This is a genomic window from Bradyrhizobium quebecense, assembly GCF_013373795.3.
GTDB classification, from domain to species: domain Bacteria; phylum Pseudomonadota; class Alphaproteobacteria; order Rhizobiales; family Xanthobacteraceae; genus Bradyrhizobium; species Bradyrhizobium quebecense.
The window spans coordinates 2,238,619-2,255,944 of sequence record NZ_CP088022.1 but is presented as its reverse complement, the minus strand read 5'-3'; the positions used below and the strand labels follow the sequence as shown (position 1 = coordinate 2,255,944).

At 65.1% G+C, this 17,326-nt stretch carries 14 protein-coding genes and 1 pseudogene; 9 read left to right on the top strand and 6 right to left on the bottom strand.

Translation table 11 applies throughout. From position 1 onward, the window contains the following. Positions 1-95: 95 nt before the first annotated feature. Both pdxR and HU230_RS10525 read left to right on the top strand, forming a co-directional pair. Positions 96-1,608, top strand: a pseudogene (gene pdxR, locus HU230_RS10530) (MocR-like pyridoxine biosynthesis transcription factor PdxR). A gap of 205 nt (positions 1,609-1,813) precedes the next feature. Continuing rightward, a complete protein-coding gene (locus HU230_RS10525) occupies positions 1,814-2,056 on the top strand; it encodes a DUF6719 family protein (protein WP_173643235.1) in 243 nt (80 codons plus the stop codon). A gap of 54 nt (positions 2,057-2,110) precedes the next feature. Here the strand turns inward: HU230_RS10525 and HU230_RS10520 are convergent, their stop codons facing one another. Together HU230_RS10520 and HU230_RS10515 are read right to left on the bottom strand one after the other, a co-directional pair. After that, positions 2,111-2,506, bottom strand: a complete 396-nt coding sequence (locus HU230_RS10520) for a hypothetical protein (protein WP_176531731.1) — start codon at positions 2,504-2,506, stop codon at positions 2,111-2,113. 39 nt (positions 2,507-2,545) lie between these two features. After that, positions 2,546-2,704 carry a hypothetical protein gene (locus tag HU230_RS10515; protein ID WP_171947546.1) on the bottom strand — a complete coding sequence of 53 codons (159 nt, stop codon included), beginning with the start codon at positions 2,702-2,704 and terminating at the stop codon, positions 2,546-2,548. A 427-nt stretch (positions 2,705-3,131) separates the two neighbouring features. Here HU230_RS10515 and HU230_RS10510 point away from each other — a divergent pair, with 427 nt between their 5' ends. Further along, positions 3,132-3,359, top strand: a complete 228-nt coding sequence (locus HU230_RS10510) for a hypothetical protein (protein ID WP_176531732.1) — start codon at positions 3,132-3,134, stop codon at positions 3,357-3,359. 127 nt (positions 3,360-3,486) lie between these two features. Here the strand turns inward: HU230_RS10510 and HU230_RS10505 are convergent, their stop codons facing one another. Continuing rightward, positions 3,487-4,047 (bottom strand): CreA family protein, encoded by a 561-nt coding sequence (locus HU230_RS10505; RefSeq protein ID WP_176531733.1) that lies wholly within the window; start codon positions 4,045-4,047, stop codon positions 3,487-3,489. 224 nt (positions 4,048-4,271) lie between these two features. On the opposite strand from HU230_RS10505, the gene HU230_RS10500 reads away from it, so the two are divergent. From HU230_RS10500 to HU230_RS10480, 5 genes are all read left to right on the top strand, one after another. Beyond that, positions 4,272-6,020, top strand: a complete 1,749-nt coding sequence (locus HU230_RS10500; protein WP_176531734.1) for a L,D-transpeptidase family protein — start codon at positions 4,272-4,274, stop codon at positions 6,018-6,020. A gap of 83 nt (positions 6,021-6,103) precedes the next feature. Beyond that, a complete protein-coding gene (locus HU230_RS10495) occupies positions 6,104-6,673 on the top strand; it encodes a glutathione peroxidase (protein ID WP_176531735.1) in 570 nt (189 codons plus the stop codon). A gap of 163 nt (positions 6,674-6,836) precedes the next feature. Beyond that, on the top strand, positions 6,837-7,823 hold the full coding sequence (locus tag HU230_RS10490; RefSeq protein WP_176531736.1) for a polysaccharide deacetylase family protein: 987 nt from the start codon (positions 6,837-6,839) through the stop codon (positions 7,821-7,823). 20 nt (positions 7,824-7,843) lie between these two features. After that, positions 7,844-8,401: a dihydrofolate reductase family protein gene (locus HU230_RS10485; protein WP_224943181.1), complete on the top strand. Its 558-nt coding sequence runs from the start codon at positions 7,844-7,846 to the stop codon at positions 8,399-8,401. Between the two features lie 537 nt (positions 8,402-8,938). Next, positions 8,939-10,057, top strand: a complete 1,119-nt coding sequence (locus HU230_RS10480; RefSeq protein WP_176531738.1) for an AraC-like ligand-binding domain-containing protein — start codon at positions 8,939-8,941, stop codon at positions 10,055-10,057. Between the two features lie 44 nt (positions 10,058-10,101). Here the strand turns inward: HU230_RS10480 and HU230_RS10475 are convergent, their stop codons facing one another. Next, the gene (locus HU230_RS10475; protein WP_050401433.1) at positions 10,102-10,554 is read right to left on the bottom strand and encodes a DoxX family protein; all 453 of its coding nucleotides are present in this window, start codon (positions 10,552-10,554) and stop codon (positions 10,102-10,104) included. A gap of 199 nt (positions 10,555-10,753) precedes the next feature. Then, positions 10,754-13,063, bottom strand: a complete 2,310-nt coding sequence (locus tag HU230_RS10470) for an NADP-dependent malic enzyme (protein ID WP_176531739.1) — start codon at positions 13,061-13,063, stop codon at positions 10,754-10,756. A 218-nt stretch (positions 13,064-13,281) separates the two neighbouring features. Between HU230_RS10470 and HU230_RS10465 the strand changes: the two genes are divergently transcribed. Continuing rightward, positions 13,282-15,267: a hypothetical protein gene (locus tag HU230_RS10465; protein WP_176531740.1), complete on the top strand. Its 1,986-nt coding sequence runs from the start codon at positions 13,282-13,284 to the stop codon at positions 15,265-15,267. Positions 15,268-15,462: 195 nt separating this feature from the next. On the opposite strand, the gene aspS is transcribed toward HU230_RS10465, so the two are convergent. After that, on the bottom strand, positions 15,463-17,238 hold the full coding sequence (gene aspS / locus HU230_RS10460) for an aspartate--tRNA ligase (protein WP_176531741.1): 1,776 nt from the start codon (positions 17,236-17,238) through the stop codon (positions 15,463-15,465). Positions 17,239-17,326: the final 88 nt, after the last annotated feature.

Sequence of the window (17,326 nt, the reverse complement as noted above, 5' to 3'; positions counted from 1 at the left end):
GAGTGGACGCGCCTTCGGTCACGGCAGTGCCTTTCGAAATCTGGAATCTGTCCAGAGTTGTAGCGGCCCATTTGGTCTGCGATAGTGCCAATTCCATGCGAAAAATTCCGACCAATTCCCGCAAGCCCGCGGCGCGCAAGCCCGAGCTGCCGCTCGACCTCACCGGCCCGCACGTGACGGCGGCAGCGGCCTCGCAGCAGCGGCTCTATCAGGCGCTGTGCCACACCATCGTTGGCGGCCTCGTCAAGCCGGGCGAGCCGCTGCCGCCGTCGCGCGCGCTGGCCAGACAGACCGGGTTTCGCCGCAACGCGGTCACCACGGCATATGAGCGGCTGATCGCCGACGGCTTTGCGGTGGCGACCACGGGCTCCGGCACCTTCGTCGCCGCGCGCATTCCGGCGCAGGCCACAGCGCCGCGACGCGCGAAGATCGAGATCGAGCCGCCGCAGCACAATGCGTTGTCGCTCGGCTGCACGCATATCGATGAGCGCGCGCTGCAGCGCTTCCGCGCCTTTGCCGGCCGACGGCTGCGCGCCTTCGGCTCCGAGCACCTGCACTACGGCGATCCCCGCGGCAGCAGCGAATTGCGCGCAGCCATATCAGACCATCTGCTGTCGGCGCGCGGGCTGCGCTGCGATCCCGACCAGATCATGCTGGCCTCGGGTACGCTGCATGCGCTGCGCATCGTGCTTGGGGCGATCCTCAAGCCGGCGACCAGGTCTGGTGCGAGGACCCAGGTTATCCGGCGGCGCGGCGCGCGATCGAGCATTGCGGCTATCGCCCGGTGTCGGTGCCGGTCGATGGATCAGGCATGCGCATCGATAGGGGACGCGTATCCGCTGCCGCGGCACGCGCCGCCTACGTCACGCCGTCGCACCAGTTTCCGCTCGGCGTGCAGATGTCGATGCCGCGCCGGCTCGAGCTGCTCGACTGGGCCAGGGACGCCGGCGCTTTCGTGTTCGAAGACGATTACGACAGCGAGTTCCGCTATGACGGCGCGCCGCTGCTGTCGCTCGCCGGCATCGATCATCTGCGCCGCGTGATCTACATGGGGACGTTTGCGAAGACGCTGTTTCCGGGATTGCGGATCGGTTACTGCGCGCTGCCCGAAGCCTTGATCGGTCCGGTGACGGCGGCGCGCGCCGCGCTCGATCGCTTTCCCGGCACCCTGATGGAAGGCGCGGTCGCCGACATGCTGAACTCCGGCGCCTTCGCTGCGAACTTGCGCAAATCGCGCAAGCTCTATCGCGAGGCGCGCGACGTGCTGGCGTCGACACTCACCCGCGCATCCGAGGGCGAGCTCACCGTTCCGGTGCCGTCGCAAGGCCTGCATCTCGTGGCGCGGCTCGATCCCGCGACCGATCCGCTGGTTGCCGCGCAGGCCAAGGCGGCTGCCGGCGTCGGCGGCTGGCTGCTCGCCGAGACCTATCATCGCGCACGCCCACTGCCGGCTTCGTGCTGGGATTTTCCGGTCATCCGGTTCCGCAACTCGTCGCGTCGGCGGAACAATTGGCGAAGACAACGCTGGCTGCGCTGCGCGCGACGCGCAAGATATCGGTGAAGCCATCCGCCAGGCCGCAGCGCTCTAGGAGAATCGCAACCACCTGACTAAGGTCGCCCGCGTTCAGTCAGTGTCCGCCTACGGAGATACCGGATGCCCAATCGCAACGTCCTGTATCTCGTGATCGGCGCGCTGGTCGTGATCGCAGGATGCTCGGCTACAATTTGTATCAGGCAAAGAAGCAGCCCGAAGGATTGCAGATCAATGTCGGCCCGATGGGGTCAAGATCCAGAACAAGTGAAGGAGGCTGCGATGCCGCGCATTGGATTGGTCGCGCTGGTCAGCGCTGCAGCACTTGTCGCGATCATTCATGCCGCCTCCGCACAGACCGTCATGCGCGAGGCTGACATCGTCGACCTCCGGGTCGGTCAGCGCGTCCTGGTCGATGACGGCTCCTGCCCGGCCGGGCAGATCAAGCAGGTGATCGGCGCCAAGCTGAGCCAGAACGGTGTGGTGCGGACCCAAAGCTGCGTGCCGCGCCTCGCCAAAAAGTAAAGCGCCCCGCTGTCGCGAGGCGCCTCGTCCATCATTGCATCGGTAACGCGCCGCTCAGTTCGAGATCGGCTCGAACATGCATTGCAGCGTCGGCTTGGCGATCTTGGTGAAGGTCGGGCCAATCTCGTTTTGCTTGGATGGCGGCACCCAATCGGTCTCGATGGTCGGCACACCGGTCTCGCTGATGCCACGCAGCAGCGCCTGGCGCAGATCGGGATCGTCCACCGTCGCGGCAGCATGGTCATGCAGGCAACCGCACACGGCCTCGGGATGCGCCCAGCGCCCGAGCATATGCGGCGCGCACTGGCGCACGAACTCGTCGCGCGGTTCGGGCGCGCGGTAGAGCGACCGGATCTGTATCGAGTCGAGCGGAAGTTGCGATTGGGCCTGCGCGGAACCTAAGAGGGCGAGCGATGCCAGGATCGCGGCGGAACAGATGCGGAGCAACATGGGGAGCCTTTACCGGCAGTTCTGTCTGTCGCGTCGCGCTCAGTTGGCCTGCGCCATCACCATCGGGGCCGAGGTGACCACCGGCGAGCCGTTGTAGGAGAAGGTGCCGATGCCGGGCAAACCATTGTCGGGGGTACCAGCCATCGACGAACCGGCCATCACGAAAGCGAAGGCGAGGATCAGGCTCATGGTCCGCATCTGATAGTCTCCGTCATTCCTGTTCGGCGTCCGGCGCCGTTGTGTTGACGGATTGATAACGATCTGCCGTTTCGGGAGTTCTGCGGAACAAGCTGAAAATGGTTTCGTCGGCCGGAGAATTGTTTCGTCGGCGGGCAGCCCACGAAACATTGGCCGGAAAACACCAATGTTTTCAGTAAAGGTGCGACGCCCATAAGCGCGTTCAAAATTTCGCGCATCGGGGGGAGCCGCCCGGCGGCTGCACTCTGCCCGCAGATTATGCGTGCAAATTGAGCCGGCTACCGCGCTTTCTTAACTTTCCTCTGCTGAGACAGGAAGCAGTACAGCAAGGGCGGCGTGAACCGGCCGGCGGTTCGGCCGACTCATCTGGGCGCCGTGCAACCATCTCGGCGGTGGCACGTTGTGGTGATTCCCGATCCAACGAAGGATGTCAGTCGTGGGCAATGGCAACATCGGTGTTGGCAATCCATCCGCGGCCAGCAAATCCGGCCGGCAGCAACAGATGACGGCCGCGATGCCGCAACAAGGCGCTTATGTGATGGGCGACAATGAGTGCGCGCAGCAGAAGCTGGTCCATCTCGTCGGCTGCCGCGACCCGAAGGTCAAGCCAGGCCTCAGTATCGGCGCGAAGCAGTTCGGGCAAATCAAGCGCTAAAGCACGATGAAGAGCGCGCTTTAGCTACTTGTTTGCGCATGACGTTTCGGAAGACCGCTTCGCACTTTTCCGGATCATGCGTAGCTCGTCCGCCGCGTCAGCCGCCCGGGCCAAGCCCCTGGTCCCGCTACTGAATGAACTCGCCGCACTTCTGCACGGCGGTAGCGTCGGTCGCGCCCCACGGCATGATCGGTACCGACGACGTCGAGTTCTTCGGCGAGCCCTCGATCAGCTTGTCGGAATACACCATGTAAACCAGCACGTTGCGCTTGGCATCGCAGCCGCGCACGATCTGCATCTTCTTGAAGAACAGCGACCGCCGCTTGCTGAACATGTCGTCGCCCTGGCCGAGCTTGCCCTTGAAGCGGATCGGCCCGATCTGCCGGCAAGCCAGCGAGATATCAGAGACTTCCTCGGCAAGACCGAGCCAGCCCTTGAAGCCGCCCTTCTCCGGCACCGTGAAGTGACAGGCGACACCCTCGACCTCGGGGTCGTCGACGCCATAGGTCGCGAGCTTGTCGTTGGGGCTCACCCATTTGAACACCGTCGAACGACGAAAGATCAGGTCCGGTTCGTCGGCCGCGGCCGCGGGAACTGCCTGCCCCAAAGCCAGCAACATCAGCAGCGCCGCGCAGCCCCATCGAGACAACAATCGCACGTCACACAAGCTCACATTTCTCGATGTCATTGAGGTCTCCGCGGGGGTGGGTCCCGCCTATGTAGTGCGCAAACGCCGCACAGGAAGGCGCTGACAGTTCGGTGATCAGACCGGGCGCTTTAACCTCCTGTGAGGCTTTTTTGCTACTCTTTCGTCGAAAATCCGCCCCTCACGGAACGGTTAGATCGCTTGCGCTGGTGAACGCGTTCGGCGTCTGCGACAACCAACAGATAGTTTGGACTGGGATTCGGAATATGCGCGCACGCGGACGTGGGATTTCAATTTTTGATTCTGCGAATGGGCGGTTCTGGCAGTTTGCAATCCTGACGGCGGCCGGCACCGTGGCCGCCTCCTCGCAGGCCGATGCAGCCCTGTTCTACTGGAACCGTGACTCCGGCTATTACGGCGATGTCGAGCCGATGCCGCCGCAGCAGCCCCGGCCGAAGCCGAAGCGCAGCACGGTCAAGAAGAATCCGGCGATCGAGAAGGAGGCCGGCCGCAAGCCGCAGGGTCCCCTGATCATCTCGGTCTCGATCGACCAGCAGCGCGTCAGCATTTACGACACCAACGGCCTCTACGCCGAGAGCCCGGTATCGACGGGCATGAAGGGGCATTCGACCCCGATGGGTGTCTTCAGCGTTATCCAGAAGCAGAAATACCACCAGTCCAACATCTACAGCGGCGCGCCGATGCCGTACATGCAGCGCATCACCTGGTCGGGCATCGCCATGCACGCCGGCGTGCTGCCGGGCTATCCGGCCTCGCATGGCTGCATCCGCATGCCGATGTCGTTTGCGGTCAAGATGTACAACTGGACGCGGATGGGCGCCCGCGTGTTCGTCACGCCGGGCACGATCTCGCCGGAGAGTTTCTCGCATCCGCTGCTGGCGACGCAGAAGGTCATCCCGCAGCAGCCGGTTGCCGATGACGTCCTGAAGATGGATGCGCCGCTCGGCGTGAAGAGCGACAAGGGTGCGGACAGGCAATCCAGTCTCGACTTGCGCACCAGCGTCGGCCATGCGCCCGCGTCGCTGCGCGACAACACCCACACCGCCGACGCCAGCGGCGCGATGCCGGCGGCGAGCGCGTCGGCGACGATGTCCGATGCGTCCTCCTCGACCGCGCGCGACGCCATTGCGGAGAAGATCGCGGCTGACAAGTCCGAGACGACGGCGACCGAGGCTGCCGCGGCCGACAAGCCGGCCGAGGCCAACTCCGCCGCTGGCGACAGCAGCGTCGCCACCGACGACAAGACGGTCGGCGAAACCACCGGCAGCATCGACACGCCGAAGTCCGGGGTGTCCGCAAGCGCCCCGGTGAAGGCCGAAGCCAAAGTCGACGAGCCGAAGCCGGACGCCGCCAAGCCTGGCGTTGCCGAGGCACCCAAGGCCGACGCACCGAAGACTGACGCGGCCAATGCGGCGAATGCGGTCAAGACGGCGGACAAGCCCGCCGAGGCCGCAACCGCCGCTGATACTTCCGATGCCAAGCAGGACGCAGCCAAGGATCCGGCACGGCTGCCGGGCGTCGCCAAGATCGACGCGCCGAAGCGCGCCGGACAGATCGCGGTGTTCATCAGCCGCAAGGATTCCAAGCTCTATGTGCGGCAGAACTTTGCGCCGCTGTTCGAGGTGCCGGTGACGATCGCGGCGAGCGACCGGCCGCTCGGCACGCATGTGTTCACCGCGGAAGCCGACAAGACCGATGCGAACCTGCTGCGCTGGTCGGTGGTGACGCTGCCGACCCGCAACGCCGCCCGCATCGACGTCGAGGAGCGCGCCGCGCATCGTCGCAAGCTGGCGGCCGCAGCGCCGGCCGAGGTCAAGCCGCATCCGGCGACCGACACCCCGGCCGAGGCGCTCGACCGCATCACGATTCCGGCCGACGCGATGGCGCGGATCAACGAAGCGCTCGGCACCGGCGGATCGATCATCGTCTCCGACCTCGGCGTGAACCAGGGCGAGACCGGCGAAGGCACCGACTTCATCCTGCCGCTGCGCTGATTGCGACTTATAACGCCTTCTTGAAAGCCTGCGCCTGCCCACTGGATTATGATGTCAGTGACATCTGTTCCGGGGACGAGACCATGATGGACCGCAGGACACTGATCGTGGCGGCCTTCGCCGCTGCCGCAGGATCCCGTGCACTGCATGCGGAGCAGCAGGCGATGAGCCGGATCACGGCCTACGCCTTCTCATTTCCGGCACTCTCCGGCGGCGACATTCGCCTTGCCGACTATGCCGGCCATCCGCTGATGATCGTGAACACGGCCTCGCTCTGTGGCTTCACGCCGCAATATGCCGGCCTGCAGCAATTGTGGAACGAATTCCGCGATCGCGGCTTCGTCATCATCGGCGTACCCTCCAATGATTTCGGCGGCCAGGAACCCGGCGGCCCGACCGAGATCGCCGAGACCGCGCAGCATCAATACGGCGTCACCTTCCCGATCGCGGCGAAAGCCGTGGTCAAGGGCGCAAACGCGCATCCGTTTTACCGCTGGGCGGCGGAAACACGGCCCAAGGACGTGCCGCGCTGGAATTTCCACAAATACCTGATCGGCCGCGACGGCTATATCGCCGACGTCTTCCCTGAGTCGGTCACGCCGGACGACACGCGCATCAAGACCGGGATCGCACGGGCACTGGCAGCGGCCTGAGAGCCGGCGGTAATCCCCGGAATTAACTGGGATTTCGGACAGGGCCCCGCCACGTTCATTGCCTTGGCGTCGGCACTGTGACTAGGGTACGATCGGTTGGGGGTGAAGCGGCCTTGGTTGCGGCAGTGCCGGCACCGGGCGCGCGATCAGCAGGGAACACGCCATGCGCATTGCGGCAGGTCTGATTTTCGCAGGGACCGTATCGTTGCTCGCGTCGAGCGCAGCTTGGTCGCAGACGCCGCCCGCCAAGGGCGCCGCCGCGGCACCGGCGGCCGCAGCTCCAGCGCCTGCCGCAGCTGCGCCGGCGCCCACCGCAGCGGCCGCTCAAGTGCCGCCGAAGCAACCGCCGCAGCCGGCACGCGCCGCCTGCAACAACCCGAACGCGCTCGGCGTCGCCCGCACCGTCGAGATCGACACCACCGGCGGTCCAGGTTTCGGCTTCGAGCATTTCAAGCAGCTCGACTTCTTGCGCGACCATGAGGTGGTGCTGACCTTCGACGACGGTCCGTGGCCGGCCAACACACCGGCAGTGCTGAAGGCGCTCGCGGATGAATGCACCACGGGCATCTTCTTCCCGATCGGCAAGCACGCCACCTATCACCCGGAGATCCTGCGCCAGGTCTATGCCGCCGGCCACACCGTCGGCTCGCATACCTGGTCGCACGAGAATCTGAACAACAAGAAGCTGACCGAGGATCAGAAGAAGGACGAGATCGAGCGCGGCCTGGCTGCGGTCAAGTGGGCGCTCGAGACGTCGCCATCGCCGTTCTTCCGCTTCCCGGCGCTGCAGCATCCGCCGGAGATGGTCACCTATCTTGGCAACCGCAACATTGCGATCTTCTCCTGCGACCTCGACTCCTTCGACTTCAAGTCGAAGAACTCGCAAGCTGTGATCGACACCGTGATGAAGAAGCTCGCCAAGCTCGGCAAGGGCATCATCTTGATGCACGACTTCCAGAAGCACACCGCGGAAGCCCTGCCGACGCTGCTGACGCAGCTCAAGGCCGGCGGCTACAAGGTGGTGGCGATGCGCGCCAAATTCCCGGCGACCGTGCTGCCGCAATACGAGCAGGAGCTCGCCAAGGACGTCAAGCTGCCGACCGTGAGCTCGCGGCCGGTGAACAGCGTCGTCACCACCGTCGATCAGTAGCCGCGCCGGCGATCGCTTCTGTGCCAGCGTTGCGTGTTGAGGGCTTTGTCATCGTCTCGGCCGACGGCCGGCTGGCGAACGCGCACAACGTGATGCCTGACGATCTCAAGATCGAGGGCGACAAGCGGTTCTTCACCGCAGCCCTCGACCGCGCCGATCTCGTCGTGCATGGCCGCCACTCCCAGGAAGAGCAGCCGAACGCACCGAAACGGCGCCGCCTGATCCTGACCGGCAAGGTCGCGGCGATCGCACCCGACCCGGACAATCCGAAAGCGCTATTGTGGAATCCCGCCGGCTGCCCGTTCGAGACCGCGAGCCGCGAGGCCGGCGTGACCTCGGGCATGGTCGCGATCATCGGCGGCCCCGGCGTGTTCGGCATGTTCATGGACCGCTACGACACATTCTGGCTCTCGGTCGCGCCCAGGGTGCACATCCCCGACGGCGAGCCGTGCTTTCCCGGCGTCCCTGCCCGCACCCCGCAGCAGGTGCTGTCGGCGCACGGCCTTCACGCCGGTGCGCCGCAACTGATCGACGCCGCACAGGATGTCAGCGTCACGCCGTGGCGGCGGGTGGGTTGACAGCGCCGCGATCGTCACCTTGCGATCGGACATCGCTCGCGCCAAGCCATTTGGTTGATGCAGGTCATCGGGTTGAAACTGGTACCGCCGCCGGCCAGCGAAAAAACCGGCTCAAGAGCCAGCAATCGGCCCCGACGGCGGTCCAAACCCGCAGCTGGTTCCGCTTCTCAACAAAACCACCACGCAGCCCTGCGTCGATGTCCGACGCGCGCCGAGCTATAACCGGCAGGAGACGAACTTCGTCAATACGGGCTGATGCTCGAGAAACGCCGCATCAATAGACTGAGACAAAAACGCAAGCCGCGGTATCGCTTCGAACGGCCAGCGATCACTGCCGCGCGGCCATCGTCTTGGGGGAATATGACAACGGGTCGCGCCAAACGGCCCGGCGACGACTTTCCGTTCCGGTAGAGGCGACCTATACCGTGATCTTCCGAGACGATTCATCAAGGGATTGGCACGATCTGCCGCTATGCTCGGGGTGAACCGGCCGGATGCGAAGATCGAATCCCCCGGGAAGACTGTACGCCTGCCACAATGACCGACGACCCCGCGACAACCGGCCAGCAGGAAACCGCCGGAACAATCGGCGATGCTGCCTCCGTGTCGTCCCTACTGCCGACCTTCGGCTTTGCCGCCGCACGGATGGGGACGGATGAAAACATCGCAGCCTGGCGGGAGGCCGTCGCGACGCTGTTCGACGTCGACGAGTTGGGGCGCGACGAGCCAGCGCCGTTCAGCGCGGATCTTTGTTCCTATGCCATGGGACCCTTGCTGATCGGGCTCAGCCGCGCCGGCGGCCAGCGCTTCCTGCGGACCACCGCGACGGTGGCGCGGTCCGGCGTCGATCACATCATCCTGCAGCTCTATCTGAAGGGCGGATTCGACGGCCTTGCCGGTGAGTTGCCGATCCGCGTGCGCTCCGGCGACATATGCGTGTTCGACCTGGCGCAGACGCTGGAGACCAGAGCCACGGCCTTCGAGAACGTGACCCTTGTCGTGCCGCGACCGATGTTCGCGGCCCACATCGTGCACGTCGATGCCCTGCACGGCCTCGTGCTGCCGGCGAGCGGCGTGGTCGGACGCCTTCTGGCCGGGCATCTCACGGCCCTGTTCGAGTTCGCGCCGCGCATGACATTCCAGGAGTGCCCATCGGTCGTCGAAGGGACGATCTCGCTGCTGGCCGCTTGCCTCAGGGGCGAGTTGGAGCGCGGCGATTCCGACCGTGGCGTCACCGCGAACGCATCGCTGATGCGGATCAGGCAACATATCGAGGCGCAGCTCGGCGACGAACATCTCTCGGCCGCGTCGCTAGCGGTCCATTTCGGCTTGTCTCGGGCCTCGCCTTACCGGCTCTTCGCGCCGGTCGGAGGCATCGCCGAGTACATCCGCAGCCGCCGTCTGCATCGGGCTTTCTTCGAGCTCGCTGGCTCGAACGCGCGCCGCCTGAGGATCAGCGAACTTGCAAGGCGCTGGCACCTCGGCACCGACGCCCATTTCACCCGTTCGTTCAAAGCCGCCTACGGCATCACGCCCCGCGCGGCGCGCGAGGCCGCGTTGCTGGGCACCCGTACCGACCGATCAGCGACCGATGCCGACCGCGCGACGATCTCAAGGTGGATGCGGGAAATCGCCCCGCCCCGCATCGCGGACTGATTGCCGTCCGCACTTCCGGCTCGCTTGACCGGGGCTTTGGGGGCCTACACGTCCCCATACGCCGGGTCGTCGCGGCGGGGGCCGCGGCCGTAACCGGCGATGATGAACAGCGCGCCGATCAGCGACAGGTTCTTCAGCGCGTCGATCAGGGTCTTGGCGTTGTCGGGCGCCGGCTGATTCCAGAAATCATGGAAATAGAAGGTCGTGAAGCACACGAAGATGATCAGCAGGATCGCGAAGAACCTTGCCAGCACGTTCACCGCAATCATCAGGCCCGCGATGATCTCGAAGCCACCGATCGTGATCGCCAGCAGTTGCATGAACGGCATGCCGACGAAGGTTTCGATCTGCTGCGTATAGGGCGCGACGATGGCCGGGATCGTCACCTTGGCCGTGAGCAAATCCGCCGTCGCCTGGATGCCGAACAGCTTGCTCGCCCCCGAATAGAGGAACAGCACGGCGAACAGAATGCGCCCGAAGGTGATGAACGCTGGCATGGGTCGGCCTCACTGGATGGCAGAAATCGGACGAAGCAGGCGGAGCGAGTATGGCCGCCCCGCCTGCTTCGATCAAATCGAATCCGTCTCGAGCATGATCCGGACCCGAAGGACCGCGCTAGCGCAAAGTGCCTAGCGGTTTTCCCCCGCGACAAACGCCATGCGTTTGCGCGGAGATCATGCTGAAAACAGCTCTTGCTCAGCCGAACAGCGTCGGCTGCGCGCGGCCGGCGCGCTCCTGGGCCTCGACCGCGGCAACCGCGGTCATGTTGAGGATGCCGCGCGCCGTCACGCCGGGGGTGAGGATGTGCGCCGGACGCGCCGGACCGATCAGGATCGGCCCCACCGGCAATGCATTGGCCAGCGACTTGATCATCTGGTAGGCGATGTTGGCGGCGTCGAGGTTCGGCATGATCAGGATGTTGGCTTCGCCTTCCAGCCGCGACTGCGGCAGGACGAGCTTGCGCGCAACCGCCGACAGCGCGGTGTCGCCCTGCATTTCGCCGTCGGCCTCGATCTCCGGATGCTTGTCCTTCAAGAGCTGGGTGGCCCGCCGCATCTTGCGCGAGGAGTCCGTATCATAGCTGCCGAAGTCGGAATGTGACACGAAGGCGACCTTCGGCTTGAAGGCGAAGCGCTGGACGTGGATCGCCGCGAGCGAGGCGACTTCCGCCAATTCCTCCGCGCTCGGATTCGGCCGCACCTGGGTGTCGGCGAGGAAATGGGCGCCGGTGGAGGTGATCATCAGCGCCAGCGCGGCATAGTCGCTGACCCCCGGCAGGAAGCCGATGATCTCGCGGACATGGCGCAGATGGCTCATATAGCGGCCCTCGACGCCGCACAGCATCGCGTCGGCCTCGCCGCGCGCCACGGCCAGCGCCGCGATCACGGTATTGTTGGTGCGGACCACCGTCCGCGCAGCCTCCGGCGTCACGCCGCGACGGCCGGCGACGTCGATATAGGACTGCACGTAGGAACGGTAGCGCGGGTCGTCCTCGGGATTGACCAGGTCGAAATCGCGGCCGGCCTTGATCGACAGGCCGAAGCGCTTGATCCTGGTTTCGACCACGGACGGACGGCCGACCAGGATCGGCCGCGCCAGCTTTTCCTCGAGCACCACCTGTGTCGCGCGCAGCACGCGCTCGTCCTCGCCCTCGGCGTAGATCACGCGCACCGGCTGGGTCTTCGCCTTGGCAAACACCGGCTTCATGGTGAGGCCGGAGCGGAACGCGAAGCGTTCGAGGTTGGCGGCGTATTCGTCGAAATTGGTGATCGGCCGGGTCGCGACGCCGGACTCGATCGCGGCCCTGGCCACGGCCGGTGCGATGCGCAGGATCAGGCGCGGATCGAACGGGCTCGGGATCAGCGAGCCAGGTCCGAACCCTTGCGTCTCGCCGGTGTCGAAACCATGGGCCACCGCATCCGACGGCGGATCGCGCGCGAGCTGTGCGATCGCGTCGACTGCGGCATGCTTCATCGCCTCGTTGATCGCGGTGGCGCCGACGTCGAGCGCGCCGCGGAAGATGAAGGGGAAGCACAGCACATTGTTGACCTGGTTCGGATAGTCCGACCGGCCGGTGCAGATCATCGCGTCGGGACGCGCCGCGCGCGCCTCTTCCGGCATGATCTCCGGCACCGGATTGGCAAGCGCCATCACCAGCGGCTTGTCGGCCATCTGCTTGACCATCTCAGGCTTCAGCACGCCCGGCGCCGACAGCCCGATGAAGATGTCCGCGCCCGGAACGACGTCGGCGAGCACGCGCGCGTCGGTCTTCTGGGTGTAGACCGCCTTCCAGCGGTCCATCGTGGTGTTGCGGCCCTCATAGACCACACCGTCGATGTCGCAGACGAAGATGTTCTTGCGCTGCGCCCCCATCGAGACCAGGAGATTGAGCGTCGCGATCGCGGCAGCGCCCGCGCCCGAGCAGACGATCTTCACGTCGGACAGTTGCTTGCCGTTCAGCAGCAGCCCGTTGACGATCGCGGCCGCGACGATGATGGCGGTGCCATGCTGATCGTCGTGGAACACCGGGATCTTCATGCGCTCCTTGAGCTGCGTCTCGATCTCGAAGCACTCCGGCCCGCGGATGTCTTCCAGATTGATGCCGCCGAAGGTCGGCTCCAGCGCCGCGACGGTCTCGACCACGCGCTCGATCGTATTGGCGTTGATCTCGATGTCGAACACGTCGATGCCGGCGAACTTCTTGAACAGCACCGCCTTGCCTTCCATGACGGGCTTGGAGGCCAACGGGCCGATATTGCCGAGCCCAAGCACCGCCGTGCCGTTCGAGACCACGGCCACCAGATTGGCGCGGGCGGTCAGCGTCGCCGCCTCGGCCGGGTTCTTGGCGATCTCGGTGCAGGCGGCGGCCACGCCCGGCGAATAGGCCAGCGCCAGGTCGCGCTGGTTGGCAAGCGGCTTGATCGCCTGGATCTCGAGCTTGCCCGGCCGCGGCAGCCGGTGATAGGCGAGCGCGGCGTTATGGAGTTCTTCAGACGATGACGACATGCGTGCTTCCCGCGTTTCCGGCCCAAATTTCTTGTTTCTGTGCTAATCCAGGCAAAAGTCAGTTGTCCGGCAAATCGAGCCGGATGTGAAGCATGTCCCGCCGCTTGGATGCAACATCGGATTCCCCGTCAACAGGCCCGGGCGGGCCCGTTCATCGATGCTGCACCTTCCGACCGCCGATTGGCAATTTTTTTCCTTGATGATCCGGAGTTGACCGAATGAAGAAAATTCTGCTCGGCCTGGTCGCAGTCGTCGCGGCCGGCGGCTACTTCGGTTTCGACTTCTATGCCCAGCGCCGGGTCACGCGCGACGTCGAGGCCGCCTTCGAGCAGGTCCGTGCCGCCGGCGCCAAGGCGAGCCACGGCAAGATCACTTTCGACACCAAGAGCCGCACCCTGACGATTTCGGACATCGCCACCGAGTCGGCGACACAGCCCCCGGTCAGCATCAAGATTGCCAGCCTGACGGCGTCGGGCCTCGGCCAGCCGGAACCGGCACGCGTCTCCGCTGATCGTATCGAGTTCAACGATGTCGAGGTCGGTCTGGCCGGACCGACACCCGCGATCGGCTCCCTCACCTACAAAGCGCCGCGGGTCACGGTGAAGGACTATTCCGGCCCCGCCGGCCTGCCTCAGCTTCCGGCCTCGTCGTCGATCTTCGAACTGTACCGGTTTGGATTCGCCCAGCTTGCGCACATCAGCGCGTCATCGGTGAGCGCGCCTACCTTGACGGGACCGATGACCCTCAGCGCTGTCGCACATGCCGGCGAGGGCTCCAGCGGCGAGTTCGCTTATTCGGGCCTTACCATCGAAAACATGAAGGACGGAAAAATCGCGTCCAGCAAAACCGACAAGGTTGCGTTCACGGTCAACCAGCAGGCGGCCGGCACACCGATAAAGATGACCGGCGACCTCGCCAATATCGTCGCGATCGATATCGACGTCGGCGCGATGGCGGCGATGTTCGATCCCGCCAAGGCCAACGACGACCGGGAGTACCGGATTCAGGGACACGTTTCGGCCGGTCCCTATGTCATCACCGCCAGCCCTGGCATAAGCTTGCGGATCGCCGGCGTGACCATCGACGACGTCAGGATCAACCCGTCACGGATGCAACTGCCGGCGCTGCTGGCGATGATCCCGCCGCCAGGGAGCCCACCGCCGTCTGCGGCCCAGACGCGCGAACTGCTCGAAAAAATCGCCGGCATCTATGCGGGCACCGGCATCGGAAATGCCGAGATGCATGGGCTCTCGCTTGAGACACCGCAGGGCCCGACCAACCTCGCCTCGATGCGCTTCAACTTCGAACACGGCAAGATCGGCGAGCTTGCGGTCGAAGGACTTGATGCACGTGTGCCGAATGGCACCGTCAAGGTCGGGCGTTTCGCGCTGAAGTCGCTCGATGTCGCCAGCTCCGTCCGGCTATCGGCACAGTTCGCCGGGCAGAAGCCGTCACCTGAACAGGCGCTGGCGCTGTTCCCCCTGATCGAGGGCGTCGAGGTCAAGGGTGTCACGTCGCCCTACAAGGCCACCGGCAAGCCGGTCAACATCGACGTCCTCAGCCTCGATTGGGGCCAGTTCGTCGGGACGATCCCGAGCAAGCTGCGGCTGGTCGCGAAGATGGCGGCGCCGCTGGATGCGGCCGATCCGCGGCAACAAGCACTCGTCGCCGCCGGGATCGACCGGATGGCCGTCGACGCCGATCTCGGCGCGGTCTGGACCGAGGCGTCACGCTCGTTCGCGCTCGAGCCGATCAAGCTCGACATGGCGGGCCTGTTGAACGCGTCGGCGAAGGTCTCGCTCGCCAACGTGCCGCGCGAGGCATTCTCGACCAGCGCCGCGGAATCCCTGGGCGCGGTCGCGCAGATCGAGGCCGGCACGATCGAGCTTGCCGTCCACGACCTCGGCGTCATCGATCTCGCCATCGCCCAATACGCGCGCACCCAGAATGTCAGCCGCGACGAGGCGCGCAATGCCGTCCTCGGCAGCATCAAGGCGCAGGGCGAAGCGGTCGGCGGTGGCAATCCTGATGCCGCCGCCCTCATCACCGCGATCAGCCAGTTCATCGAGACGCCGGGGCAGACGCTCGTCATCAAGCTGACCCCACGCGCGAAGGCGCCGGCGCTTCAGCTGATGCAACTGCTCAAGACCGACCCGCAATCGGCACTGGCGCAATTCCGGATCGAGGCCTCGACGGGGTTGTGATCGCCGAGCCCTGACCTGCTCTTTTTCCTCTCCCCGTTCTTACGGGGCCGAGACGAGCGAAGCTCGCTCTTAGAGGGTCAGGGTGAGGGGCTGCATCCGCAAATTCGAAAGATGAGTTTGCACGGAGAGAAGCCCCTCACCCGGCGCTTCGCGCCGACCTCTCCCCGCAAGCGCGGGGCGAGGTGACTTCAAAGGCTAGCCCTTCGCCGGAAGGTTGGTACGGATGTGCAGCTCCTTAAGCTGCTTCGGCGAGGCTTCCGACGGCGCGCCCATCAACAGGTCCATGGCCTGCTGGTTCATCGGGAACAGCGAGATCTCGCGCAGATTGTTGGTGCCGCAAAGCAGCATCACAATGCGGTCGAGACCGGCCGCCATGCCGCCATGCGGCGGGGCGCCGTACTGGAACGCACGGTACATGCCGCCGAAACGGTCGACGACCTCCTGCTCGCCATAGCCCGCGATCTCGAACGCCTTCACCATCGCTTCCGGCTTGTGGTTGCGGATGCCGCCGGAGGCGATCTCGTAGCCATTGCAGGCAATGTCGTACTGGAACGCCTTGATAACAAGCGGGTCCTGCGACTTCAGCGCGTCGAGACCGCCCTGCGGCATCGAGAACGGGTTGTGCGAGAAGTCGACCTTCTTGTTCTCCTCGTCATACTCGTACATCGGGAAGTCGACGATCCAGGCGAGCTCGAACCGGTCCTTGTCGATCAGGTTCAATTCCTCGCCGAGCTTGGTGCGCGCGAGACCTGCGAACTTCCAGAACTTCTCGGGATCGCCGGCGACGAAGAAGGCGGCATCGCCCTCCTTCAGGCCGAGCTGGTCGCGAATCGCAGCGGTCCGTTCGGGGCCGATGTTGTTCGCAAGCGGACCGGCACCCTCGCCGCCCTCGCGCCACATGATGTAGCCGAGGCCCGGCTGTCCCTCGCCCTGCGCCCACGAGTTCATGCGGTCGCAGAAGGCGCGCGAGCCGCCGCCGGTGCCCGGAATGGCCCAGACCTGGTTCTTCGGATCTTCCAGCATCCGCGCGAACACCTTGAAGCCGGAGCCGCGGAAGTGCTCGGAGACTTCCTGCATCACGATCTTGTTGCGCAAGTCGGGTTTGTCAGAGCCGTATTTGCGCACGGCTTCCGCAAACGGAATCCGCGGCCAGTTCTTGGTCACCGGCTTGCCCTTGGCAAAGTCCTCGAACACACCGGTGATGACCGGCTCCATCGCCGCGAACACGTCGTCCTGAGTCACAAAACTCATCTCGACGTCGAGCTGGTAGAACTCGCCCGGCAGGCGGTCGGCGCGCGGGTCCTCGTCGCGGAAGCACGGCGCGATCTGGAAGTAGCGGTCGAAGCCCGACATCATCAAGAGCTGCTTGTACTGCTGCGGCGCCTGCGGCAGCGCGTAGAACTTGCCGGGATGGATGCGCGAGGGCACAAGGAAGTCGCGCGCGCCTTCCGGCGACGACGCCGTCAGGATCGGGGTCTGGAATTCGAAGAAGCCCTGCTCCTTCATCCGCTTGCGCATGGAATCGACCACCGCGCCGCGGGTCATGATGTTCTGGTGCAGCTTCTCGCGACGCAGGTCGAGGAAGCGGTACTTCAGCCTGATGTCTTCAGGATATTCCTGCTCGCCGAACACCGGCAGCGGCAGCTCGGCCGCCGGGCCAAGCACCTCGATCTCCTTGATGTAGATTTCGATCAGGCCGGTCGGCAGTTCGGGATTGTCGGTGCCGGCGGGACGGCGGCGCACCTTGCCGTCGATCCGCACCACCCACTCCGAGCGGAACTTCTCGACCTCTGCGAACGCCGGCGAGTCCGGATCGGCCACGCACTGGGTGATGCCGTAATGGTCGCGCAAATCGACGAACAGCACGCCGCCATGGTCTCGGACACGGTGGACCCAGCCTGACAGCCGGGCCGCCTGGTCGATATCGCTCTCTCGGAGCGCGCCGCATGTGTGTGACCGGTAGCGATGCATATTCGTTCCAAAACTGATGTCGGAGGGTCGAATCGCGACAGGGCCAAAATCCCCTGTCCGAAGTTGCGGAGGGTTTACCCGACGAGGC